We start from the raw sequence: 25,563 nt of genomic DNA on the forward strand, positions 1-25,563 counted from the left end.
GTTAAAGTATTGGGCGTGTATGCTGTTCTGGATTCTCGTGGCCGTTCTTACGGCGGTTGTCGGCGCTGTGCTGCTCTATCCCCTTCTGCGTGGTGCAAAGGAGGCGGATGACTGTCGTTCCGGAGAGGCCGAGGTCTATCGCGATCAGCTCCGCGAACTGGATCGGGACCTCGCTGGCGGCCTGATTTCCGCCGAGGAGGCCGGTTATGCCCGTGCCGAGGTCGGCCGGCGCCTCATCGCAATTGCCAAAGATGACAAGGCGGCAACGAAATTGCCCGCGCGCGGCAATTATCGCCTTGCCCAAGCCTTTATCATCGTCATTCTTCCGGCCGTCGGACTCTGTCTTTATCTTGCGAACGGCAAGCCGGGATTGCCGGCCCAGCCGCTGGAAGCACGTCTTGAGATGCCGGGAAACGATCTCGCCATCTCGATCGTCAAGATCGAGCAGCATCTGGCCAAGAACCCGGATGACGCAAAGGGCTGGGAAGTCCTGGCGCCGATCTATTTCAAAACCAACCGCATCGGCGATGCTGAGCTTGCCTATCGCAACCTCATTCGCCTGGAAGGGCCGAGTGCCGCTCACCTCGGCGATCTCGGCGAAGTTCTCGTGGTGAAGGCCAATGGCATCGTGACGGCGGAGGCGCGTGGCGTGCTGCAGCAATCGCAAGCGCTCGATGCCGCCAATCCGCGCACGCTTTTCTATCTGGCGCTGGCGCTGGAGCAGGAAGGCAAGGCAGCCGAAGCGAAGACCGCCTTTGAGGCCCTGGCGAAACAATCGCCGCCGGACGCGCCCTGGCTCGCGGCCGTCGGCGAGCACATCATCAAGAATGGCGGCCGACCTGAGATATCCGCCAACGGTAATGCACCCGGCAATCCGACCGCCGAGGACGTCGCTGCGGCGAACGCGCTCAGCAGCGGCGATCGCCAGCAGATGATCCGCGGCATGGTCGATAGTCTCGATACCAAGCTCAAAGAGGATCCGAAGAATTTCGAAGGCTGGATGCGGCTCATCCGCTCCTATGCCGTGTTGAACGACCGGGATCGTGCCGTCGATGCGCTGAAGCGCGGCCTCGCGGCGTTTCCGGCCGATGGAGGGCAGGGCCAGCAGCTTCTGGCGCTGGCGAAGGAATTGGGACTGCCGACGGAGGTGACGCAGCAATGACCCGCAAGCAGAAACGTCTGGCAGTCATCGCCGGCGGCATGGGTTTCATCGCCGTCGCCGTGCTGCTGGTCCTCTTCGCCTTCAGCCAGTCGGTCGCCTATTTCTACATGCCGGCGGACCTAGCGAAGACGCCGGTCAATGCCGGGACGCTGATCCGCCTTGGCGGCCTCGTCGGCGAAGGCTCGATCGTGCGCGGCCAGGGTACGCAGGTGCAGTTTTCCGTTACCGACGGCACCGATACGATCAAGGTCAAATATGATGGCATCCTGCCGGATCTCTTCCGCGAAGGGCAGGGTGTGGTGACCGAAGGCAAGTTCGAGCCGGGCAGCGACGTTTTCGTTGCTGACAGCGTGCTCGCCAAGCATGATGAGCGCTACATGCCGAAGCAGGTCGCCGACAAGCTGAAGGCCGACGGCGTCTGGAAGGGCGAGGAGGCGACGCAATGATCATCGAACTCGGACATTATGCCCTGGTGCTGGCGCTCGCCACCGCGCTGATCGTCTCAATTCTGCCTGTGGTCGGTGCCCGGCGCGGTGACGTGTCGATGATGGATATCGCACCGATCGGCTCGATCGTCGTGTTCTTGCTGGTCGCCTTCTCTTTCAGCGTGCTGACCTACGCCTATGTCGCCTCCGATTTCTCCGTCCTCAACGTCTGGGCCAATTCCCATTCGCTGATGCCGCTGATCTTCAAGATCTCCGGCGTCTGGGGCAATCACGAGGGATCGATGATGCTGTGGCTGCTGATCCTGGCGCTGTTCAGCGCGCTGGTTGCGCTGTTCGGGCGCAATCTGCCCGATGTGCTGCGCGCCAATGTGCTGGCCGTGCAATCGTGGATATCTTCGGCCTTTCTGGTCTTCATCCTGCTGACCTCCAATCCGTTCATCCGCCTCAATCCGGCGCCGGCGGAAGGCAAGGATCTCAATCCAGTGCTGCAGGATATCGGCCTCGCGATCCATCCGCCCTTGCTCTATCTCGGCTATGTCGGCTTCTCAGTCTGTTTTTCCTTTGCCGTCGCGGCGCTTCTGGAAGGCCGCATCGATGCCGCCTGGGCGCGCTGGGTCCGTCCGTGGACGCTGGCAGCCTGGAGCTTCCTGACGCTCGGCATCGCCATGGGCTCCTATTGGGCCTATTACGAGCTCGGCTGGGGCGGCTGGTGGTTCTGGGATCCGGTGGAAAATGCCTCCTTCATGCCCTGGCTTGCCGGCACGGCGCTGCTGCATTCGGCGCTGGTCATGGAAAAGCGCGACGCCTTGAAGATCTGGACCGTGCTGCTGGCGATCCTCACTTTTTCCCTGTCGCTCCTCGGCACCTTCCTCGTCCGCTCCGGTGTGCTGACCTCGGTCCATTCCTTCGCCAGCGATCCGACGCGCGGCATCTTCATTCTCTGCATTCTTCTGATCTTCATCGGCGGGGCGCTGTCGCTCTTCGCCTTCCGCGCGCCGAAGCTTGCCGCCGGCGGATTGTTCGCGCCGATCTCGCGCGAGGGAGCACTGGTGCTGAACAACCTGATCCTGACGGTTGCCTGCGGCACGGTGCTGACCGGCACGCTCTATCCACTGGCGCTCGAAACGCTGACGGGTGACAAGATTTCCGTCGGTCCGCCCTTCTTCAACATGACATTCGGATTGCTGATGGCGCCGATCCTCATTGCCGTGCCGTTCGGCCCGCTGCTCGCCTGGAAGCGCGGCGACCTGCTCGGCGCATTGCAGCGGCTCTATGTCGTCGCAGGCTTGGCCTTCATCGCTGGATTGGTTCTGTTTTACATCCGGTATGGCGGCCCGGTACTTGCCGTTCTCGGTCTTGCAGCCGGCTTCTTCCTGATCTTCGGCGCCTTGGCCGATCTCTGGTATCGCGCCGGTGTCGGCAAGGGGGCTGCGAATGTTGCCTGGCGGCGCCTCAGCGGGCTGCCGCGGTCCGCTTTCGGCACGGCGCTGGCGCATGCCGGCCTCGGCATTACTGTCCTTGGTATCATCGCGGTGACGACCTTCGAGGGCGAGAACATCACCAGTATGAAACCTGGCGAGACCGCTGAACTCGGCGGCTACAGCCTGCGCTTCGAGGGCATGCAGCCGGGCGTCGGTCCCAATTTTACCGAGGATCGTGCCCGCTTCACGGTCAGCCGCGGCGGGGTCGCCTTTGCGGAAATGTCCTCCGCCAAACGCGTCTTCACCGCGAGCCGTACGGCCACCACCGAATCCGGCATTCTCACGCTTGGACTTAGCCAGCTTTATGTGTCGGTCGGCGATGCCAGCAAGGATGGCGGCACGGTCGTGCGCATCTGGTGGAAACCCTTCATCCTCTGCATCTGGATGGGCGCGCTGGTCATGGCGATCGGCGGCTTCGTGTCGCTCAGCGATCGCCGCCTGCGCGTCGGCGCTCCCAGCCGCAAGGCGAAGCCGGCTCGCCCGGCGATGGAGCCGGCAGAATGAGCAGCTGTCGGCCGACAACCCGCTTTACCTGTATCTGCGGTCTCGGCGGCGTCATGCGACTGTTTCTTTGCCTTATCCCGCTACTGGCGCCGCTGCCCGCCTTTGCCGTCAATCCCGACGAGGTTCTGTCCGATCCGGCCCTGGAAGCGCGGGCGCGCACGATTTCGGCCGAACTGCGCTGCATGGTTTGCCAGAATCAATCCATCGATGATTCCAACGCGGATCTTGCCCGCGACCTGCGCCTGCTCGTGCGCAAGCGACTTGCCAACGGCGATACGGATCGGCAGGTGCTCGACTATATCGTTTCCCGCTATGGCGAGTTCGTGCTGCTCAAGCCGCGCTTGAGCGAAAAGACCTACATACTCTGGGGGGCGCCGATCGCGCTCTTCGTTGTGAGCGGATTGGCCTTGGTCGTCTACGCCCGCCGCCGCGCCGGCAAGCCCACCGGCAAGCCTCTGAGCGACGAGGAAGAGGCGCAATTGAACGAGATCCTGGGAAAGTGACGCTGCCGTCATTTCCTTCACCTCATTACCACCACTTCCTTACATTACGAATTTTTCATGGGGCGGACAGTTCGCTGTAAGGTGTCGCGCCCTATATATTTATCACCACGAACCAAAACCGGTTTGCCGGCGCAAATCCGGCAAGAAAAGAAAAGGTAACTTGCATATGTTCAGGAATATCAAGGACAGCCTGTCCCGCAGCACCGCTATGAAGGCCTCGGTCGTCGCCGGCCTCGCTGTCGCTGCTCTGGCCACGGGTGTTCCGGCCGAAGTCAGCCGTTCCTATGCCGATGCGGTCAATGTTCAGGCGCCGCAGGTTCCAAGCTTTGCCAACGTGGTCGATGCCGTGTCGCCGGCCGTCGTCTCGGTTCGCGTCGAATCCCGTGTCAATGCGGCTGCGGATGAAGACGACTCCTTTGGTCTCGGCCGTGGCTTCGATGATCTTCCGGATGACCACCCGCTGAAGAAGTTCTTCCGCCAGTTCCAGCAGCAGCAGGGCCGAGGCCAGCAGCATGGCCAGAACCAGCAGAAGAATCCCGACGACAAGGGCCATCTGCGCCCAGTCGCTCAAGGGTCGGGCTTCTTCGTTTCGGAAGATGGCTATATCGTCACCAACAACCACGTCGTTTCCGACGGCGCGGCCTTTGTCGTCGTTCTCAACGACGGTACCGAGCTTGACGCCAAGCTCGTCGGTAAGGATTCCCGCACCGATCTCGCGGTGCTGAAGGTCGATCCCAAGGGCAAGAAGTTCACCTATGTCGGCTGGGCCGATGACGCGAAGGTTCGCGTCGGCGATTGGGTCGTTGCCGTCGGCAATCCGTTCGGCCTCGGCGGCACCGTCACCGCGGGTATCGTATCGGCTCGCGGCCGCGACATTCATTCCGGTCCCTATGACGATTACATCCAGATCGACGCACCGGTGAACAAGGGCAACTCCGGCGGCCCGACCTTCAATCTCAACGGCCAGGTGGTCGGCATCAACACCGCGATCTTCTCGCAATCGGGCGGCAGCGTCGGCATCGCCTTTGCAATTCCGGCGACGACCGCCAAGGATGTCGTAGCCGACCTGATCAAGTCCGGCACCGTCTCGCGCGGCTGGCTCGGTGTGCAGATCCAGCCGGTCACCAAGGATATCGCCGAATCCCTCGGCCTTTCCGAGGCAAGCGGCGCACTCGTCGTTTCCCCGCAGGACGGCTCGCCCGGCCAGAAGGCCGGCATCAAGAACGGCGACGTCGTGACGGCGGTCAATGGCGACCCGGTCAAGGATCCGCGCGATCTCGCTCGCCGCATCGGCGCGATGCAGCCGGGCTCCAAGGTTGAGGTTTCGATCTGGCGCGCTGGCAAGTCGCAGTCTGTCACAGTCGAGCTCGGCACGCTTCCGGCCGATCAGAGCCAAGCCTCCAACGATGACACGCAGCCGAGCCAGCCGCAGCAGCCGTCCTCAGAAAAGGCGCTCGCGGACCTCGGCCTCACTGTCGGCCCGTCCGATGACGGCAAGGGTGTTGCGATCACTGGAGTCGATCCCGATTCCGATGCCGCCGATAAGGGCGTGAAGGAAGGCGAGAAGATCACCTCGGTCAATAACCAGCAGGTCTCCAGCGCCGGCGACATCGCCAAGGTCATCGAGCAGGCGAAAAAGGATGGCCGCACGCGTGCGCTGTTCCAGATCCAGTCGGGTGACGGCAGCCGCTTCGTTGCTCTGCCGATCAACGCCGGCTGATCGCTCCAGTGTGTGAAATGCATTCAAGAGGCCGCGCAGGCCACAGCTTGCGCGGCCTCTTTTTAGAGCAATCCCAGAAAAGTGCTGCGCGGTTTTGCGTCCGGAATTGCGAGACAACAAAGCGATAGAGCGGTTCGGAGACCCGTGAAAAACTGAACCGCTCTAAGACGTTCAATAAGGCTGGCTCCAAGGCAGGTGAAAGATGACAACCACTGGCCAACATGCCGTGAATTCTTCCGATTCCCGTTGTGCCGAGACACCCTCGGCGGGTAATGTCGCCCACATGAAGATTCTGATCATCGAAGACGATCTCGAGGCGGCAGCTTATCTCACCAAGGCGTTTCGCGAGGCCGGCATCGTTGCCGATCACGCCAGCGATGGTGAGAGCGGTCTCTTCATGGCCACCGAGAACACGTACGATGTCGCCATCATAGACCGCATGCTGCCACGCCGCGACGGATTGTCTGTTATCAGCGAGCTGCGCCGCAAGGGCGTGCATACGCCGGTTCTGATCCTTTCCGCGCTAGGCCAGGTGGACGATCGCGTTACGGGCCTGCGCGCCGGCGGTGACGACTACCTGCCGAAGCCCTATGCCTTCAGCGAACTTCTGGCGCGCGTCGAGGTGCTCGGCCGCCGCAAGGGCACGCCGGAGCAGGATGTCCTTTATCGCGTCGGCGATCTGGAGCTGGATCGGCTCTCGCATGAGGTGCGGCGCGGCGGCAAGGAAATCCCGCTGCAGCCGCGCGAATTCCGCCTGCTGGAATATCTGATGAAGAATGCCGGCCAGGTCGTGACCCGCACCATGCTGCTGGAGAATGTCTGGGACTATCATTTCGATCCGCAGACAAATGTCATCGACGTCCATGTTTCGCGCCTGCGCTCCAAGATCGAAAAGGATTTCAGCCAGCCGCTGCTGAAGACGATTCGCGGTGCCGGATACATGATCAAGGACGAGGGATGAGTCGCTTTCGCGTCCTCTTCAAGTCCACCGCCGTCCGCCTTTCCGCCCTTTACATTCTTCTCTTTGCGCTTTGCGCCGCGACGCTGGTCTTCTACGTCACGGCCATGTCCGAACGGTTGCTGACGGGGCAGATCCGCGACGCCGTCCAGCAGGAAGTCAATCAGGTCAAGCGCGCCTATGACATCGGCGGGCTGAACCTGCTTCTGCGCACGATGGAGCGCCGCGCCCGTCAGCCTGGCGCCAACCTCTATGTCATTGCCGGTCCTTCCGGCGATATTCTGGCCGGTAACGTCGCCTCCGTGCAGCCCGGCGTTCTCGGCCAGTCCGGCTGGACGGAGCTGCCCTTCGTCTACGAGCGCTACACGGACGCTTCCAACGATCCGGAACGGCGCCATCTGGCGATCGCCAATATCTTCATCCTCGACAACGGCCTGCGCATCCTGATCGGCCGCGATCTCGGCGAGCCGGAGCGCTTCCGCGTGCTGGTGCGCCAGGCGCTGATGCTGGCGCTGGCGATCATGGGCCTCGGCGCGCTGGTCATCTGGTTCGGTATCGGCCGCAACGCGCTGAAGCGCATCGACCGGATGACGGACGCCAGCCGCAAGATCATGGCCGGCGACCTTTCCCAGCGTCTGCCGGTCGGCGGCTCCGGCGACGAGTTCGACCGCATGTCCGCATCGCTGAATGCGATGCTCGAGCGCATCGAGAAACTGAACGAGGGCTTGCGGCAGGTCTCCGACAATATCGCGCATGACCTCAAGACACCGCTCACACGCCTGCGCAACAAAGCGGCCGATGCGCTCGACAATGCCGACAGCGAAGGGCGTCGCGTCGCCCTGGAGGGCATCATCGGCGAGTCCGATCAGCTGATCCGCACCTTCAACGCGCTCTTGATGATTTCCCGTGTCGAGGCCGGATCGGTGGCTGCCGAAATGACCGATGTCGATCTTTCCTCCATCGTCGCCGATACCGCCGAACTCTATGAGCCGGTTGCCGAAGAGGCAGGCCTGGCGCTGACGGCGGATATCGAGCCCGATGTCGAGGTGCAGGGCAATCGCGAACTGATCGGCCAGGCGCTTTTCAACCTCATCGACAATGCCCTCAAATATGCCTCGGGCTGCAACGGCAAGCAGGCGATAACCTTCAGGCTGGTGCGCACGCACGATGCGGTCACGCTCGCCGTTGCCGATCACGGACCAGGCATCCCCGCTCATCAGCGCGGCGATGTGGTCAAGCGCTTCTTCCGCCTGGACGAAAGCCGTTCCAAGCCTGGAACCGGCCTTGGCCTCGCTCTTGTCGAGGCGGTCATGGAGCTGCATGGCGGCCTGCTGGAGCTTTCCGATACTGATCCCGACAGTGCCGATGCCAAGGGATTAACGGTCACCATGATCTTCCCCATGCAGAAACAATAGGTTAATCCTGCAGTATCCGCTTGCTGTTGGGGAGAACTGCATGACGACGACGCAAAGCGATTTGCTGCGGGATGTTCCGTCTGGGCGGTTGCGGCCTTTGAACCAGACCGAGACGAAGGCAGCACTTGCCGATCTCAAGCAGATCGGCGGGGCAGAGCCTGCCGTCGCTGCCTTGCTCGCCGAGGAGAGCGCATCGCGGGATTTCATCGTCGCTGCGCTCACTCTGTCTCCTCATCTGCGCGAGATCGCCAATCTCGAACCGTCGCTCCTCGTTGCCGCCATCGAGAGGCCATTGTCGCCTCAGCTCGAAACGCTGATCGAAGAGGCCCGCCGCGCCTGGCTGCCGGCCGAGGAGGCAAGCTCTTCGCCTTCAGAATCCGAGGTGATGAGCCGCCTGCGCATCGCCAAGCGCCGTGCCGCCTTTCTGATCGCGCTCGCCGATCTCGCCGGCATTTATAATGGCAAGGCGACGACCCTTTGGCTGAGCAGGCTTGCCGAAGCTTCCATCTCGGCGGCGATCGACCATCTGCTGCTGTCGTCGCACGAAGCCGGCAAGATTTCGCTGCCCGATCCCGCATCCCCGAGCCAGAAGTCAGGGCTGATCGTGCTCGGCATGGGCAAGCTCGGCGCCGAGGAATTGAACTATTCGTCCGACATCGATCTCGTCGTCTTCTTCGATGAGACGGCAGGCATCGTGCCCGATCCGGATGACGCCATCGATATCTTCCCGCGGCTGATGCGGCGGCTGGTGCGCATCCTGCAGGAGCGCACGGCGGATGGTTATGTCTTCCGCACCGATCTTCGCCTGCGTCCCGATCCCGGCGCGACGCCGCTGGCAATCCCCGTTGATGCGGCGTTGATCTATTACGAGGGCAGGGGGCAGAACTGGGAGCGCGCGGCCTTCATCAAGGCGCGCCCCGTTGCCGGCGATATCGCCGCCGGCCAGGCGTTCATCCGCGATCTCGTGCCCTTCGTCTTCCGCAAATATCTGGACTATGCCGCGATATCAGACATTCATTCGATCAAGCGGCAGATCCATGTGCACAAGGGCCACGGAGCGATCGCCGTCAAGGGCCACAACGTCAAGCTTGGCCGAGGCGGCATTCGCGAGATCGAGTTCTTCGTGCAAACGCAGCAGCTCATTGCCGGCGGCCGCATGCCGGCATTGCGTTGCCGGTCGACCGAGCAAACGCTCGCCGAGCTGACCGAAGCGAAGTGGATCGGCGCGGAAACCCGCGATGAGCTGACATCAGCCTACTGGTTCCTGCGCAATGTCGAGCATCGCATCCAGATGGTGCGCGACGAGCAGACGCATTTGCTGCCGGAAACCGATGCCGAGCTCCGGCGTATCGCCTTCATGATGGGCTTTGCCGACGTGACAGCCTTCTCCGAGGCTCTGGTGACGATGCTGAAAACGGTCGAGCGGCGTTATGCGCGCCTGTTCGAGCAGGAAATGAAATTATCGTCCGAAACCGGCAATCTGGTTTTTACCGGCCAGGGCGACGATCCCGACACGCTGGAGACGCTGCGCCGTCTCGGCTTCGAAAGGCCATCCGACATCGCCAATGTGATCCGTACCTGGCACTACGGCCGATATCGCGCCACCCAATCGGTGGAAGCGCGCGAGCGGCTGACGGAACTGACGCCCGAACTGCTGCGTGTCTTCGGCGAAAGCAAGCGTGCCGACGAGGCGCTGCTGCGCTTCGACAGCTTCATCTCCGGCCTGCCGGCGGGCATTCAGCTCTTCTCGCTGCTCGGTACCAATCCGGCGCTACTTTCCCTCATCGTCAACATCATGTCCTCGGCGCCGCGTCTTGCCGAGATCATCGCGGCCAAGCCGCACGTCTTCGACGGCATGCTGGATCCGGGCCTCATGGCCGAATTGCCGACGCGCGATTATCTCGCCGAGCGCATCAGGAGTTTCCTGTCGCCTGCAAGACACTATGAAGAGGTGCTGGACCGCCTGCGCATCTTCGCGTCCGAACAACGCTTCCTGATCGGCATCCGTCTGTTGACGGGCGCGATCGGCGGGCAGATGGCGGCTCGAGCCTTCACCTACCTCGCCGATCTGATCGTCGAGGCGGCGCTGGATGCGGTTATGAAGGAAATCCGCGTGGCGCACGGCGAATATCCCGGCGGTCGCATCGCTGTCGTCGGCATGGGCAAGCTCGGCAGTTTCGAGCTGACGGCGGGGTCCGACATAGACATCATCCTGCTCTATGACTACGACGACACGGCCGGTGAATCTTCCGGCACGAAGCCGCTCGACGCCACCCGCTATTTCACGCGCATCACCCAGCGCCTGATTGCGGCGCTCTCGGCACCGACGGCCGAAGGCATCCTCTACGAGGTGGATATGCGCCTGCGTCCTTCAGGCAACAAGGGACCTGTCGCCACACGCATCAACTCCTTCGAGAAGTATCAGCGCACGGAGGCCTGGACCTGGGAGCATATGGCGCTTTCGCGGGCACGCTTGATCGGCGGCGACGAGGCGTTGGTGAACGACGCCGAGCGCATCATCGGCGAAGTTCTCTCGGCAAAGAGGGACACCGCCAAGGTCGCAAGGGATGTTCGCGAGATGCGCGGCCTAATCGAGCAGGAAAAGCCGCCCGAAAACATCTGGGACCTGAAGCTGATCCCCGGCGGCCTGATCGATATCGAATTCATCGCGCAATATTTGCGGCTGATCGCGCCCGAGCGTGGCGTCGGCATCGACGCGAACGGGCTCAGCACGGCGGAAGCGTTGAAATTGCTGGGCGCCAGCCTGATGAATCGCAATGACCTCGATGTCTGCCTGGAGGCCCTGCACCTCTATACGGAACTGTCGCAGCTCATCCGGCTCTGCATCGACGGCTCGTTCGATCCGCAGAACGCGCCCTCGGGGCTGATCGAGCTGGTCTGCCGCGCCGGCGACTGCCCGGATATCCGCACGCTGGAAGCGGAGCTGAAGCGGCTGTCAAAGGCGGTGCGGAAGATATTCCAGGCGACCGTTGAAAGCTGATCAACCCTGATCCGGGATACGGATCGCGATGACGGTGCCGATGCCTTCGCGGGAGCGGATGCGCATGCGGCCATGATGCAGCACCGTCAGCGATCTGGAAATGGCGAGCCCGAGGCCGGAGCCTCCCTTGCTCTTGGCATATTGGCTCTGCACCTGTTCGAAGGGCTGGCCGATCTTGCTCAGGGCCGATTTCGGAATGCCGATGCCCGTGTCGGCGATGACAAGCATGACAGCATCTTCGACTTTGCGCGTGCGAACCGCGATACGGCCGCCGTCATTGGTGAATTTCACGGCATTGGAGAGCAGGTTGAGGACGATCTGCTTCATTGCCCGCCGATCGGCACTCAGCTTGATCTCGGAGGAAATGTCCTGCTCGACGAGAATGTTCTTCTGAGCGGCCGGGATGCGGGTGAAACGCAGGCACTCCTCGATGAGCGGTGCGAGATTGATCCGCTCGCAGGAGAGCTTCATATGCCCGGCTTCGATCTTGGACATGTCGAGAATGTCGTTGATGACATTAAGCAGATGCTTGCCGCTGTCGTGGATATCCTTGGCATATTCGTCATAGCGGGTCGAGCCGAGCGGACCGAACATCTGGTCCTGCAGGATTTCCGAGAAGCCGAGGATGGCGTTGAGCGGCGTGCGCAGCTCATGCGACATGTTGGCGAGGAATTCCGACTTCGCTCTGTTGGCCGCTTCGGCCCGTTCCTTTTCCGCGAGATAGTTCGCATTGGCGGTCGAAAGCTCGGCCTTCTGCCGCTCCAGGATTTGCCGCGAGGCGGAAAGATCGTTGATCGTTGCCATCAGCCGGCGTTCGGACTCGCGAAGGCGCTCCTGATTGCGCTTCAGCTGCGTGATATCAGTGCCGACGGAAACGAGCCCGCCGTCGCGGGTGCGGCGCTCGTTGATCTGCAGCCAGCGCTCGTCGGCCAGCTGCACTTCCGTCGTTTGCGAATGGCTGATGCGCCCGGGATCGACGATGCGCCGCTCAATGACCGGCCGCGCTGCCGCCGCGTTGACGACGGCGCGCTCGGTGCCGGGCACGAGCACGTTGTCGGGCAGGCCATAAGCCTGCTGGAAATGCGCGTTGCACATGACGAGGCGGTCGTTCTTGTCCCAAAGCACGAAGGCTTCGGAGGTGCATTCGATAGCATCGGCCAGCCGTTGGTCGGCTTCGGCATAACGCTGGGCCAGCCGGTGCTGCTCGGTCACGTCCATGGCGATGCCGATCATGTGCACGCGGCCTGAATTGGTGCGAATGACCTGGGCGCGGGCGCGCATCCAGACATAGTGCCCCTTAGCATGGCGGATGCGCAGGATCTGGTCCACCTGGCCGGCATTGCCGCGGGTGACGGAGCGGGCGAGCAAATGAAGGCTGTTGTCATCCGGGTGCATCAGCCGCGCCGCGTCCGTGAAGGCGAGAGGCTTGTCGGCGGCAGGCATCCCCAGCATGTCGTACATCGAGCGCGACCAGAAGAACTTGCGGCTGGTGAAATCGAAATCCCAGAGACCGCAGCGGCCGCGCGAAAGTGCCGTCTCGACCCGCAGGTTCGATTCGAGGAAGATTTCGTCCGCGTCCCGGGCGCGTTTCACCTGGGTATAATAGGCGTAAAGAATGACAAGCAGGATGGAGGATATGCCGGCAAACAGCGTGACGTTCAGCGTCAGCTCGTCGCGCCAGAGCTTGTCGATCTGATCCATCGATGCCGCCGACAGGATGAAATCGCCTTTGTCGCCTATCAGGGAAATCGCCGCATAATAGGGCTCGCCGCCGATCATCGTTTCGATCACGCCGGCATGGTCGCCGAAATTGCGGATGGCCGACACTTCGGGAAAGAAATCGGAAATCAGCATGCCGATATAGCCCGAGCCGGCGGCCGACGAGCCGAACACCCGCCCGCTCGACTGCACGAGCAGCACGAATGCGCCGGTATCCAATCGATCCTGCGGCAGATAGGAGGCCAATTTCCGCTCTGCGCCGCTGCGGTCGCCGGCCTGGAACAGGCTGGCATCGTTCGAAAAGGCGGCGGATGCGGCGGCGATGGAAAGCGAAGTGGTGCGGCGGGCCGAAGCCGCCATCCGGCTATGTTCCGTGATCATGCCGAAGAAATGCGAGGCGGCAACGACCATCAGGAAGGAAACGATGAGGACCGGAATGATGCGCTTGAGAATATGTTCCGTTTGCGGAAAACGACGCGAGATCGTCTCCACACGCACCCCGGTTCGATCGGTAACGCCGCTATGCCAGGACTTCAGACCGTCGAAATTAACACGCAGCCGTCCATCGGCCGCGGTTGCCCGCCGCACGTCCACCATCGCTTTAGCCTTGTCCCTCGTGCGATTCGCTGCGCCGCTCGCCCGAATCTGCCTTAATGAATCATTCGTGATTCGGCTTGTCCAGAGGGTGCGGTAAAACTTTCTTAACCATCTGCGATTTCAGCGTATTTTGCACACGCAGCGGTAAGTTGCGCATATTCGGGACTCGCTGGAGATGAAAAGGCCGATGCAAATCAGCCTTTGAGATCGGTGCGCGAGGAGATCGCAATCACTCCTTCAGGATGCGGTCCACGATGTCGCGCACATCGGTCGAAAGGTTGTTCGAACGTTCGATCCGCATCAGCGCCGAGCGGGCATGGTCGGCACGCACTGGCTCCAGCAGGCGCCAGGAGCGCATCGATGTTAGGATACGGGCGGCGAGCTGCGGATTGCGCGGATCGATCTCAAGGATCTCGTCGGCCAGGAAATGGTATCCGGCGCCGTCTGCCCGACCGAAGCCGGTCGGGTTCGCGAAGACGAAGGTGCCGAGGACTGCACGTACACGGTTCGGATTGGTTCGCTTGAACAGCGGCGTCTCCATCAGCAGCCGAATGCGCTCCAGCGCGCCAGCGCCAGGGATTGCGGCCTGAATGGCGAACCACTTGTCGATAACGAGCGCATTGTCCGCGAAGCGGTCGCGGAAATGCGCAAGCGCCGCCGCCGTCTCGGCCGTATCAGGGAAGCGCTGCGCCAGAATGGTCAGCGCGGCGCTGAGATCGGTCATATTGTTCGCAGCATCATAGGCGGCCTTCGCTCTCGCCGGCGTCTCGTCCAGCTGCGACAGGTAGCCCAGCGCCGTATTGCGCAAGGCGCGTCGGCCGGCACTTGCCGCATCCGGCGTGAAGACGCCTGACGTCTGCATGCCGTCATAAAGCGCGGTGAAGACCTGTTTTCCGGCCTCGGCGACACGCTTGATGATCGTCTGACGCGCGGCATGAATGGCATCCGGATCGTTATTGCCGCCAAGCTCGCGGGCAATATCGGCCTCGCTCGGCAACGCAAGCGCCTGGGCACGGAATGCCGGCTCCAGGCTTTCGTCCGCCGCCGCTGCGAGCAATGCATCGGTGAAGGCCGAATCGCAGGTGATGTCGATGCCCTGGCGAGCAGCGCGCACCGCCTGCAGCAGGTTGGGCAGGCCAAGGTCGATCAGCGCCTGCCAGCGGGCGAAATGATCGGTCTCGTAGCGGGCGATCAGGGCGAGATCGCGGGCGCTCTGGCTGAATTGCAGGTTGATCGGCGTCGAGAAGCTGCGATTGAGCGACAGAACCGGCCGCGAGGGAATGCCATGGAACGTCACTGCCTGCGTCTGCTTCGTCAGGTGCAAGACATCGTCGGTAAGTTCCGCGCCGGCGACGGAGGCAGGCGTAATGACAGCGCCGTCTTCGGCAAGCAAGCCCATGCGCAGCGGGATATGCATCGGCTTCTTGGCGGTCTGGCCAGGCGTTGCCGGCACCATCTGCTCAAGCGACAGAGTGAACGTCTTGGCATCGGCATCGTAGGCGCCGGATGCGGTGACGAGAGGCGTACCCGCCTGATGATACCAGAGCGAAAACTGCGTGAGATCGCGGCCGCTGACATCCTCGAAACACCTGACGAAATCTTCGATGGTGACGGCCTGTCCGTCGTGCCGATCGAAATAGAGGTCCATGCCCGTCTTGAACAGATCGCGGCCGAGCAGCGTTGCGATCATGCGCGTGACTTCACTGCCCTTCTCATAGACTGTCGTCGTATAGAAATTATTGATTTCACGGTATTTTGTCGGGCGAACCGGGTGAGCGAGCGGGCCACTGTCTTCCGGAAACTGTTCCGATTTCAGGTGGCGGACTTCGGCGATGCGCTTGACGGGACGCGAACGCTGGTCGGCCGAAAATTCGTGATCGCGATAGACGGTCAGACCTTCCTTGAGGCAGAGCTGGAACCAGTCGCGGCAAGTGATGCGGTTGCCCGTCCAGTTGTGGAAATATTCGTGGGCGATGATCGCTTCGATATTGGCGTAGTCGGCATCGGTCGCCGTCTCGGGATCGGCGAGCACGTATTTGTCGTTGAAGACGTTGAGACCCTTGTTCTCCATCGCGCCCATGTTGAAGTCCGATACGGCGACGATCATGAAGATATCGAGATCGTATTCGCGGCCGAACCGCTCTTCGTCCCATTTCATCGAGCGCTTCAGCGCATCCATGGCGTAGGCAGCACGCGGCTCCTTGCCATGTTCGACATAGATCTTCAGCGCGACTTCGCGGCCGGTCATGGTCGTGAACGTATCCTCGACGACACCGAGGTCGCCGGCGACGAGCGCGAAGAGATAGCTCGGCTTCGGATGCGGATCGAACCAGGCGGCGAAATGCTTACCTTCGCCATAGCCGGCGCCGCCGAGGAAATTGCCGTTCGACAGCAGCAGCGGATTGGCGGCCTTGTCGGCAATGATGTTGACCGTATAGGGGGCGAGAACGTCAGGTCGATCCGGGAAATAGGTGATGCGGCGGAAGCCTTCGGCCTCGCACTGCGTGCAATAGATGCCGTCGGTACGGTAGAGGCCCATCAACTGCGTGTTGGCCTCGGGATTGATCACGGTCGTGATCGTCAGCTCGAAAGGCGTACTGTCAGGCAGATCGCGAACGGTCAGGCTTTCCGGCGTGGCGTCATATTGTTCGGCCGGAAGTTCGCCCTGGTCGAGCAGCAGCCCGGACAAAACCAGTTCGTCGCCATCGAGCACAAGTGGTGCTTTCGGATCGATGCCTCCCCGCCGATGGAAGATCAGCCGCGCTTCGACCTTGGTTTCGGTTGGATGCAGATCGAAGGTAAGGTCCACGCGTTCCAGAACGAAGTCGGTGGGACGGTAATCTGCCAGATTGACGATCTGGCCGGTGTCTGTTCGCATGGTCTATCCTGATCAGGCTAAGCTATGGCGGGTGCAGTCCGAAGCCTTCCTCGGACTGAAGGTGTCGCATCATTACATCGAAATCTGAACCAAAGTTAAAGTCATGTCACGACATCAATATGTTTTGTTATGGCACAATAAGTATTCGCCCCGCAGCCTGTCTTCGTTTCAGGTTGAATGCAACATCCTGAATGGATGTCTGATTGATCAGATGTTTCCGCCTGCATTTGCAGGCTGATGCTACAGTTGCTACCATCGCGCTCAGGGGATCATCATGGCTGCACTACTAGGGAATGCAGGCTGGAAACAATAATTTAAAGTAAATTATTTGTTTAACTTCTTGCGATATAAGGGCGATTGCATAACTATAGCGTGCTATTAAATGTCGGAATTATGATCGATTCCGGTGAATTCGTTCACAAAAATGAAACATCCTCTTTTTGTCGCTGATTTGAAATGGGCACCCCAAGGAGGCCCGATTGAGTTTTTCCATCGAGCAGCTTGCTCGTCATCCCAAATTCGTCGCGTCGTTGCGCTTTCTTTCGGAGGCGTTACGCAACCGTTACGACAATGGTCCGAGGATCGCGCGCATGCTCGCCTCGCATCAGCGCTGGCTTCTGACGCAGACGGCCTATGCGCTTCACCTTGAGCACGACGCTGCCGTTCCCGGCTCGGGGCTGACTGTCGTCGCGCTCCGCGATCTCATCACGCAGTATCGTGTCGCCAGCCGCAATACGGTCTTGAGCTTCGTCGAAGAGCTGCTGACCTATCGGTTTCTCGAACTGGCTCCCGGCCCCGTTCGCCGCCCCCGCCGTTATGTGCCGACGGAGATGAGCTTCACCGCGATGTTCAGTTGGTATCTCGCCAACCTGACCGCGCTCGATTTGCTTGACGATGGCGAGCGGGCTGCGGCTCTCGCCGCCTCGCCGGCGCTGATGGATCTTGCCCAGCCGCGTATGGCGCGCAATTGTCTGGAAATGGAAATCTGGCGTGAACCGCCCGAATGTATCGGCCTGTTTCTCTGGACGGAAGCCGGCGGCCTTGTCGTCGATTATATCATGTCGAAACTGGATCTCACCGAGGAGGGAGACAGGATCGACATCGGCCGCGTTGACGCGCGGGCGCTGGCCGCCCACTTCATGATATCGCGAACCCATCTGCAGCGTCTGTTGCGTAAATCCGCCGAGCGCGGCGACATCGGCTGGCACGACGAGGTCAAGAAGACACGTATGTGGGTGTCGCGCGATTTTCTGAATCAATATTGCGGATGGCAGGCCGTGAAGCTGGCTGCGATCGACGAGGCTTTCGCATGGGCGCGATCCACTGTGGGGCGCTCCGATCCAAGCTAGGGCATGTCGCTTAAAACCGATTTCCACTTTTCTTGGAATTGCTGCGAAGGACCAGGTCGCTGGCTTCGACCCTCAAGCCGTGGCTGCCAGGCGGGCGTTCCACCCGCGAGATCTCAAAGCGGAATGCTTGCCGAAGCCCGCGCGGTGCCTGTCTCGCGGCAATCGCCCTTGCGGAAGTTGCGCGCGTGTTCAAATTCCTCGGCAGCGCGCACCGCAGCGCCGATATGGCCGACCGAATCTAGCAAGGCGATGAGTGAACGCAAACCGCAAGACATGATGTAATTCCTGATAGTCAAACGCTATGCTGCGGCGCCATTGGCGCCTGTGTTCAGCAGGTACGGAAATCTGCAAAGATGGCCGTCGGCCGGCTGACGCGCGCCGAAACGCCGGTGCCTCGCGCAATCATCTGCTCATTGGCGGCGATGCCGAGGTTGCGATGTCCATTTATTGCGCGCACGGGCTCGACAGCGCGGCGCAGGGTATCAAACCCGCAGTGAATAGGGCGAAAACGTGCAGTCATGGCCTTGGTTCCTTTCGATTCCTCCCAAGACACCATTCTATATTGCAGTGCAGCATTGATTCTGCAATGCACAACGTGGTAAGACTGATATGCCAAAAATGCATGGCTAACGTCATTTTTCGGTAATCGTGGCGAAAATCAGCCTAATATTTCAGCGTCGATATAATTTTTGAAGGCCAGCAAGTCGTTCCAGGCCAGCCGCTTGTTGATCGGCGCGGTCAGCAATTCCTGGGGATGGAGACTGGCGATCGCCGGCACGGCCCGACCGAGAATGCTTAATTCGCGCCACTGTCCACGCAGTCCATGAATGGTTTCGCCCCCCCCGAAGAAGTAGCGGGCGGTGAAGTTACCGAGCAGCAACAGGGCCTTCGGCTCGGCAAGCGCAATCTGCCGTTCTATGAACGGGCGGCATATCTCGATTTCGGGAGCGGATGGCGCACGGTTGCCGGGCGGCCGCCACGGAATGACATTGGCGAGCAGAATCCCGTCGCGTTGCAGGCCGATGGCGGCCAGCATCTTGTCCAGCAACAGGCCGGCGCGGCCGGAAAACGGTGCGCCTTCCCTGTCGTCGTCGGCGCTCGGCATCGGGCCGATCACCATGATTCGGCCTTCCGCCGTACCGCTCGCGAAGATCGTCGAGCGGGCGCTGTTCTTGAGATTGCAGCCGTTGAAGGCTTCGATCGCGGTTTTCAGCTCGCTGAGCGACCGCGCGCTTTCGGCGGCGAATCGCGCCTGTTCCACGGCCTGCTCATCGGGAATGGCGGGCGCGGCGCGCGGCGGTGCTGCAGCAGGCGCAGCCGGCTTCGCGGCCTGGCGACGATCAGGCTGTGCCCGCGTCGCAGGTACCGGAGCTTCGGCCCGGGGCTGCGCTGCCCGCGCGCCTTGCCGCGCGGCGCGCATGGCTTCGAACTCGGCAAACCGATCCACCGGCTGCTCTTCCAGCAACCAATCGACACCGGCATCCGCATGGAAATGCAGAAGGGCGGCAAGCTCGGCCGGGGAGAGATCGCTGGCGGAAATCATGGACGAACTTTAGCCAAAGCAGCGCAGAAACGGAAGGGTCGAGGAGCCTGCTATCTTACGCCGTCCACTGGGCGATATCGTCGCGTTCGCCGATCAGGGCAAGCCCGTGGGCGATCGACAGCAGTTCGCCGCCCGTTTCGATGTGCTCCTGACCGAAGCGTTCGGTGAATATCCGCCGCACAGCCGGCACGAAGGATGTGCCGCCTGTCAGGAACACCTTGTCGATCGCGTCGGGCGATGTGTTCGTGGTCGTCAGCACGTCGTCCAGCGCGCCCTCGATGCGGGCAAGGTCGTCGGCAATCCAGCTCTCGAAATCAGCCCGGCGCACATTCTTGCGGCCGGCCTTTCCGAGCGGCGGGAAGTTGAATTCCGCTTCTTCCTCGCTGGAAAGGGCCATCTTCGTCGCCGATACGGCCTGGTAGAGCGGGTAGCCTTCGTCATGCTCGACGAGTTCGATGAAGGTCTCCAGCTTTTCCGGCTCCAGGCTGCTGCGCACCAAGGTCTTCAGGTCGGCATACTCGCGCGAGGTCTTGAAGATCGAAAGCTGGTTCCAGCGCCCGAAATTGGCATAGTAGGAGGTGGGCATTTCCAGCAGCTTGTCGAAGCTCTTGAAGAAGCTGCCCTTGCCGATCGCCGGCGAGACGATGTTGTCGATCATCCTGAAATCGAAATGATCGCCGGCGATGCCGACGCCCGAGTGGCCGATAGGGGTGGCGGTCAGCTTTCCAGCCTGCGTTTCGAAGCGGATCAGCGAATAGTCGGTCGTACCGCCGCCGAAGTCGGCCACAAGCACGGTTGCGTCCTTCTTCAGATGCTGGGCGAAATAGAAGGCGGCTGCCACCGGTTCGTAGACATAGTGGACTTCCGGAAAGCCGAAGCGCGTCAATGCCGCGTTGTAGCGTTGCGTGGCAAGAGCGGCGTTCGGATTGGCGCCGGCGAAATGAACAGGGCGGCCGGTGACGATGCGGGAAACATCGCTCGGCCAATTGTCTCCGGCATAGGCACGCAGGCGCCGCACGAAGATCTCCATCAGGTCTTCGAAGCTGTGGCGCTTGGCGAAGATCAGCGTGCCCTGGAAAAGCGCGCTTGCGGCAAAGGTCTTGATCGACTGCAGGAAGCGACAGTCGCCGGGATTGTCGATGAATTGCCGGATGGCGGCGTGCCCGGCTTCTACCTTCAATGCTGCCGCGCCAAGCCCAGGATCCTTCATGAAGGAGAGCGCCGTGCGCATGCTGTCGGCCGTGCCGGCTGCGCTATGGAAGACGACTGATTGTGTCGCGGCTCCGTCGGCCATCGCCAGGACCGTGTTCGTGGTGCCGAAGTCGAAACCAAGCGCCCGAGCCATGCCCGCACTCCCTTCCGTCGAAATTGTCTGGATTGGGGCCAAGCCCCTGTGAGGCGCATGACACGCCCTTGCCGCAAAGAGCGCGCGTCATGCCATGGCTGAACCTCAAGTTCAAGACGTGAGTTTTTTATTTTCGCTCGTCGCTGTATCCGTCGCGAGAGCTTTACGGGCGAAGCGCTTCGGCTCGCCCCAAAGGAAACGGGCGCTTTCGGCGCCCGTTGCTGTCACTCGGCTGCGATGGCCGCTGGCGGTTCCTTATGATGCGGGTCCTTATCCTTGCGTTTGCCGAGCCGCCCAAGGAAGTCGCTCAGGCGGTTCATCTCAAGGAAGATAACCGGGGTGATGAACAGCGTCAGGAGCTGCGAAACCACCAGGCCGCCGACAACGGCAATGCCGAGCGGCTGACGGAGCTCGGAGCTCGCGCCGCCGCCGACCGCGATCGGTAGGGCGCCGAGCAGGGCACAGAAGGTCGTCATCATGATCGGACGGAAACGGCGCACGCAGGCTTCGTGGATCGCTTCCGATGGCGACATGCCGGAAGACGAGCGAAGCGTTTCGAGCGCCACGTCGATCATCATGATCGCGTTCTTCTTGACGATGCCGATCAGCATCAGGAGGCCGATCAGCGCGATGATCGACAAGTCGAAGCCGAAGACCTTCAGGGCAAGCAGCGCGCCGAGAGCGGCTGCCGGCAAGCCGGAAAGAATGGTCAGCGGATGGATGAAGCTCTCATAGAGAACGCCGAGCACCACATAGATCGTCAGCACCGCGGCAAGGATCAGATAAGGCGTGCTGCCCTGCGACTGCTGGAAGATCTGGGCGGTGCCGCCATAGGACGTGAAGACGTCCGCCGGCATGTTGATATCCTTCTTGATCTGCTCGATCTGTGCCGTGGCATCGCCGAGCGCTTCGCCGGCCGGCAGGTTGAAGGATACGGTGGTCGAGACGAGCTGGCCCGTCTGGTTAATGGTGACAGGGCCTGTCTTGCGCTCGACATGGGCGAAGTTCGACAGCGGAACGAGCGCGCCGCTCGCCGACGCGATCTGGATTTCCTGAAGCTTCTGGTCGTCCCAGGGCTTGCTCGTGTCGAACTCGACGATCACGTCGTAGCTGTCGCCGGTCGACTGGATCTGCGCGGCGGTAAAGCCGCCGAAGCCTTCTTCCAGCGAGGTGCGCAGCTGGTTGTTGTTGATCCCGTATTGGGCCGCCTTTTCGGTATCGACGACGATATTGGCCTGCAGGGCGTTATTCTGCTCATCCGAGGCGACATCCGTGAAGCGTGGATCGCGGCGCATCGCGTCGAGCATCTTGTTGGCCCAGAGATTCGTCTGGTCGGCGCTCAGCGCCTGGATGACGAGCTGGTACTGGCTGGCCGTCTGGCGGCCGCCGAAGCGCAGGCTCTGCTGCGGGGTGATGTAGGCCTTCAGGCCGGCGATCTTGCCGATGCTGGCGCGCAGCTCCCGCAGGGTCTGATCGAGCGGCTCGCGCTGGTCTTTCGCCTTCAGCTCGACATACATGGTGCCGTTGTTCAGCGGCTGGCGCGCATTGCCGCCGACGATGGACATGACGTGGGCAACGGCTGGGTTCTGTTTCACCAGCGCGGCGGCCTGGTTCTGCAGGTCCTGCATCGCCGGATAGGAGATATCCTGCCGGGCCTGCGTCGAGATCGTCAGACGTCCGATATCTTCCGTCGGAAAGAAGCTTGCGGGCAGGACCATGAAGAGGTAGGCCGAAAGCGCCACCGAGCCGAGGAAGCTCAGGAGCACCGTGCCGCGATGGCGCAGGCACCAGGCAACGCCTCGGTCGTAGCCGCGCTCAATCCAGTCGAAGCCCATATTGAAGAGGCGCACCGGGTAGGGCGGCTCGCCATGGCCCGCCGACAGGCGCGAGCTGAGCATGGGCGTGACGGTCAGCGAAACGACGGCCGAAGACACGATGGCGATGGCGACGACCATGCCGAATTCGTTGAAGATGCGGCCGACGACGCCGCCCATCAAGAGGATCGGGATGAACACCGCGATCAGCGAGATCGACATCGAGATGATGGTGTAGCTGACTTCGGCCGACCCCTTCAGCGCCGCCTCGAGTACCGGCATGCCCTCTTCGACGTGCCGCAATATGTTCTCGAGCATGACGATGGCGTCGTCCACCACGAGACCGACCGCAAGCGTCAGGCCCAGCAGCGAGATGTTGTCGATACTGTATCCCAGCACATACATCATGCCGAATGTCGCAATCAGCGACAGCGGCACGGCAAGGCCTGGGATGATCGTTGCCGTGACGTGACCGGTGAAAAGATAGATCACCAGCACGACAAGGCCGATCGTCAGCATCAGCGTGAATTTGACGTCGGAAATCGCATCGCGAATCGGCTGCGCCGCATCGTTCATGACCGTCGTCTTCACCGATGCCGGTATTTCCGCATGCAATTGCGGCAGCTTGGCATTGATGGCATCGACTACGTCGACCGTATTGGCATCCGGCTGGCGCTGGATGGCGAGAATGATCGCGCGCTTGCCGTCATACCAGGAGCCGGTATTGGTGTTCTCCACGCTGTCCTGCACGTCCGCGACGTCGCTAAGATGGATCGGCGCGCCGTTTGGGTTCGCGATGACAAGCGAACGGAATTGCTCGGCACTGGTGCGCTGGGTATCGGAATTGATGGTCATGCTCTGCGAATTGTTCTGTAGAGTACCGACCGGAACCTGGCTGTTGGCGTTGACAAGCGCATTGTTGACGGTGTCGATGCCGATGCTGCGGTTCTGCAGCTTGGCGGGATCGACTTCGACGCGTACGGCATAAGTCTGGGCGCCGAAAACAGTGACTTCCGCCACGCCGGGCAGCGTCGAAAGCGACGGCGAGATGATATCTTCGGCGATCTCGTCGAGCTTGCTGCGCGGCATCGTATCGCTCTGCACGGCCAGCAGCATGATCGGCGCATCCGCGGGGTTGGTCTTGCGGTAGCTTGGCGGCACGGTCAGATTATCAGGCAGCTGTCGGGTCGCGTGCGAGATTGCCGCCTGAACGTCGGCAGCCGCGGCATCGATATCGCGGTTGAGGTCGAATTGCAGCACGATGCTGGTGTTGCCGAGCGAGTTGGTCGATGAGATTTCGCTGATGCCGGGAATCGTCTCGAACTGCTTGATCAGCGGCGTCGAAACCGATGTCGCCATGGTCTGGGGCGAAGCACCATTCAACTGCGCAGTGACGTTGATGGTCGGGAAGTCGACTTGCGGCAGGGCGGCGACGGGAACGAGCTGATATCCCGCCAGGCCAGCCATAACCACACCTAGCGCCAGAAGCGTCGTCGCGACCGGCCGCCGGATACAGAAGGCGGGAATCATTGCTTTGCTCCGACAGAAATCGTTTCGGTTTTCTGACCCGACTGATCGTCAGCCGAGGCGACTTTCTGCGGCGTGCCATCGTTGAACTGCTCGACGACGCTCTGGCCGTCGTTCAGCTGCACCTGTCCTTCGGTGACGACATGGTCGCCTTCCGAGAGGCCCTTGGCGACGGCTGTAAATGCACCGTTCTGTCGGGCAACGGTGACCGGCGTCAGATGCACCTTGTTATCCTTGACGACATAGGCAAAAAAGCCTTCCGGGCCAGGGCTGATCGAAACCGTGGGCGCGACGATGACCGGCTGGTTGTCATTGAAGTGCACGACGATGTTGACAGACTGGCCGGGCCAGATGGCGCCGTTCGCGTTGTCGAACTTCGCCTTGGCGAGAATGGTGCCGGAAGCCGCATCGACCTGATTGTCGTAGAAGCTCATGGCGCCTTGGCGCGTCTTGCCTTCGGCCGACCGCGGCACGGTGCTGACCGGCACGGCGCCAGTCTTCATGGCCTCTTCGAGTTCGCGAAGATGGCTTTCCTGCAAATGGAACTTGACGTAGATCGGGTCATATTGCGCGATCGAAACAATCGCGGTCCCGGCGCTGACATAGGCGCCGACGCTGAGCTGCACATCGCCGAGGCGGCCGTCATACGGTGCCCGGATTTCGGTATGCTCCAGAAGCACCTGGTCGGATGTGAGCTGCGCCTTGTCGCCGTTGACTGTCGCGACGGCCGTATCGCGCGCCGCAACCGCCTGATCGACCGTCTGCTGCGTGCCGGCATTGTTGAGCAGGTTCTTGGCGCGGGCAAGCGCTGCCTCCGCCTCGACGAGGGTAGCCTGATCCTTGGCGAGATTTGCCTTATCCTTGTCGACCGAGGCCTGCGCGGTGCGCGGATCGAGCTTGGCAATCAGGTCGCCTGCCTTGACCATGGCGCCATCCTGCGCCTCGATCTCGGTGATCAGGCCGGCTTCCTGCGCCGCGACGGTGGTGGTGTCCTGTGCATCAGCCCAGCCGGTGGCTGTCACGTCGTTCGGCAGCGACCTTTTTGTGACGGCAACGGTCTTGACGGCAGTGGGAGCGGCTTCGCGCTTGTGACTGCCCGCTTGCGCCGTCTTACTGGCGTCTTTGGTTTCTGCGGATGCTTGATCGACAAATGCGGAAAGGAAAGGAATACGGTCGCGATAGCCCCAGGCAACCAGGGCTGCGACGACAAGAAGGCCGAGGGGAAGCCAGAATTTTTTCATATTAAAGAACCGGTCGAGGCGAGTTGCAGGAAGCGCGATGACGTTGAAGTGTATTTATTGCGTCGCACAACAAAGACGAGCTTCGCCGCAATCCATCACATCGCTGTTACCGCTAACGTTCGGTAATTCTGTCCCTATAACGTGAATTCGTGAACGCTGATCCACCGCAATTTACCACAGTTCGCCGGCACGAAAAATTAAAGCTTGGAAAGCTTTGGAATTGCTTCCGCTTGTGCAGTGCAACAAACAGTCAATTGGCTATTTTTTGATTGCCGTTATGTAATAATTGGACGGCTGTGTGGCGGGGTACAGTATTTATAGTGGAGAAGCAGGTCGCAAACCTCATGGCAGGCGCCATCG

General features: G+C 61.3%; 17 protein-coding genes. 9 read left to right on the plus strand and 8 right to left on the minus strand.

What is annotated here, in order from left to right; translation table 11 throughout:
- The first annotated feature begins 19 nt into the window (after window positions 1-19).
- The 8 genes from ccmI (at window position 20) to HGP12_RS21965 (ending at window position 11,190) form a co-directional block, all read left to right on the plus strand.
- Window positions 20-1,162 (plus strand): c-type cytochrome biogenesis protein CcmI, encoded by a 1,143-nt coding sequence (ccmI, locus tag HGP12_RS21930; RefSeq protein ID WP_168842677.1) that lies wholly within the window; start codon window positions 20-22, stop codon window positions 1,160-1,162.
- The gene (gene ccmE, locus HGP12_RS21935; protein WP_168842678.1) at window positions 1,159-1,608 is read left to right on the plus strand and encodes a cytochrome c maturation protein CcmE; all 450 of its coding nucleotides are present in this window, start codon (window positions 1,159-1,161) and stop codon (window positions 1,606-1,608) included. Before ccmI ends, ccmE begins: the two co-directional genes overlap by 4 nt.
- The gene (locus HGP12_RS21940; RefSeq protein WP_168879626.1) at window positions 1,605-3,593 is read left to right on the plus strand and encodes a heme lyase CcmF/NrfE family subunit; all 1,989 of its coding nucleotides are present in this window, start codon (window positions 1,605-1,607) and stop codon (window positions 3,591-3,593) included. Before ccmE ends, HGP12_RS21940 begins: the two co-directional genes overlap by 4 nt.
- On the plus strand, window positions 3,590-4,096 hold the full coding sequence (locus HGP12_RS21945; protein WP_205926582.1) for a cytochrome c-type biogenesis protein: 507 nt from the start codon (window positions 3,590-3,592) through the stop codon (window positions 4,094-4,096). Before HGP12_RS21940 ends, HGP12_RS21945 begins: the two co-directional genes overlap by 4 nt.
- Before the next feature lie 166 nt (window positions 4,097-4,262).
- Window positions 4,263-5,816, plus strand: coding sequence for a Do family serine endopeptidase (locus HGP12_RS21950; RefSeq protein ID WP_168842029.1), 1,554 nt, complete (start codon window positions 4,263-4,265; stop codon window positions 5,814-5,816).
- A gap of 202 nt (window positions 5,817-6,018) precedes the next feature.
- Entirely contained in the window at window positions 6,019-6,777 is a 759-nt protein-coding gene (locus HGP12_RS21955) for a response regulator transcription factor (RefSeq protein ID WP_168842030.1), read from the plus strand.
- Window positions 6,774-8,189: a HAMP domain-containing sensor histidine kinase gene (locus HGP12_RS21960; RefSeq protein ID WP_168842031.1), complete on the plus strand. Its 1,416-nt coding sequence runs from the start codon at window positions 6,774-6,776 to the stop codon at window positions 8,187-8,189. Before HGP12_RS21955 ends, HGP12_RS21960 begins: the two co-directional genes overlap by 4 nt.
- A 40-nt stretch (window positions 8,190-8,229) precedes the next feature.
- Window positions 8,230-11,190, plus strand: a complete 2,961-nt coding sequence (locus tag HGP12_RS21965; RefSeq protein ID WP_168842032.1) for a bifunctional [glutamine synthetase] adenylyltransferase/[glutamine synthetase]-adenylyl-L-tyrosine phosphorylase — start codon at window positions 8,230-8,232, stop codon at window positions 11,188-11,190.
- Here the strand turns inward: HGP12_RS21965 and HGP12_RS21970 are convergent, their stop codons facing one another.
- Complete coding sequence (locus HGP12_RS21970; protein WP_168842033.1) at window positions 11,191-13,506, minus strand: PAS domain-containing sensor histidine kinase; 2,316 nt, start codon at window positions 13,504-13,506, stop codon at window positions 11,191-11,193. It abuts the gene before it with no gap.
- A 229-nt stretch (window positions 13,507-13,735) separates the two neighbouring features.
- Window positions 13,736-16,384, minus strand: coding sequence for an aminopeptidase N (pepN, locus tag HGP12_RS21975; RefSeq protein ID WP_168842034.1), 2,649 nt, complete (start codon window positions 16,382-16,384; stop codon window positions 13,736-13,738).
- A 479-nt stretch (window positions 16,385-16,863) separates the two neighbouring features.
- Here pepN and HGP12_RS21980 point away from each other — a divergent pair, with 479 nt between their 5' ends.
- A complete protein-coding gene (locus tag HGP12_RS21980; protein ID WP_168842035.1) occupies window positions 16,864-17,733 on the plus strand; it encodes a hypothetical protein in 870 nt (289 codons plus the stop codon).
- A gap of 113 nt (window positions 17,734-17,846) precedes the next feature.
- Here the strand turns inward: HGP12_RS21980 and HGP12_RS21985 are convergent, their stop codons facing one another.
- The 6 genes from HGP12_RS21985 to HGP12_RS22010 all read right to left on the minus strand — a co-directional run bounded on the left by HGP12_RS21985 (window position 17,847) and on the right by HGP12_RS22010 (window position 25,203).
- Window positions 17,847-18,008, minus strand: coding sequence for a hypothetical protein (locus HGP12_RS21985; protein ID WP_168842036.1), 162 nt, complete (start codon window positions 18,006-18,008; stop codon window positions 17,847-17,849).
- 53 nt (window positions 18,009-18,061) lie between these two features.
- Window positions 18,062-18,253 (minus strand): hypothetical protein, encoded by a 192-nt coding sequence (locus tag HGP12_RS21990; protein WP_168842037.1) that lies wholly within the window; start codon window positions 18,251-18,253, stop codon window positions 18,062-18,064.
- 138 nt (window positions 18,254-18,391) lie between these two features.
- Window positions 18,392-19,276, minus strand: coding sequence for a uracil-DNA glycosylase family protein (locus HGP12_RS21995; RefSeq protein ID WP_168842038.1), 885 nt, complete (start codon window positions 19,274-19,276; stop codon window positions 18,392-18,394).
- A gap of 55 nt (window positions 19,277-19,331) precedes the next feature.
- Window positions 19,332-20,621: an Hsp70 family protein gene (locus HGP12_RS22000; protein WP_168842039.1), complete on the minus strand. Its 1,290-nt coding sequence runs from the start codon at window positions 20,619-20,621 to the stop codon at window positions 19,332-19,334.
- Between the two features lie 224 nt (window positions 20,622-20,845).
- On the minus strand, window positions 20,846-23,965 hold the full coding sequence (locus HGP12_RS22005) for an efflux RND transporter permease subunit (protein WP_168842040.1): 3,120 nt from the start codon (window positions 23,963-23,965) through the stop codon (window positions 20,846-20,848).
- Window positions 23,962-25,203, minus strand: a complete 1,242-nt coding sequence (locus HGP12_RS22010) for an efflux RND transporter periplasmic adaptor subunit (protein WP_168842041.1) — start codon at window positions 25,201-25,203, stop codon at window positions 23,962-23,964. The genes HGP12_RS22005 and HGP12_RS22010 overlap by 4 nt, the downstream gene beginning before the upstream one ends.
- Window positions 25,204-25,563: the final 360 nt, after the last annotated feature.

The organism is Rhizobium sp. P28RR-XV (assembly GCF_012641385.1).
In the GTDB taxonomy this organism is placed as follows: Bacteria; Pseudomonadota; Alphaproteobacteria; order Rhizobiales; family Rhizobiaceae; genus Rhizobium.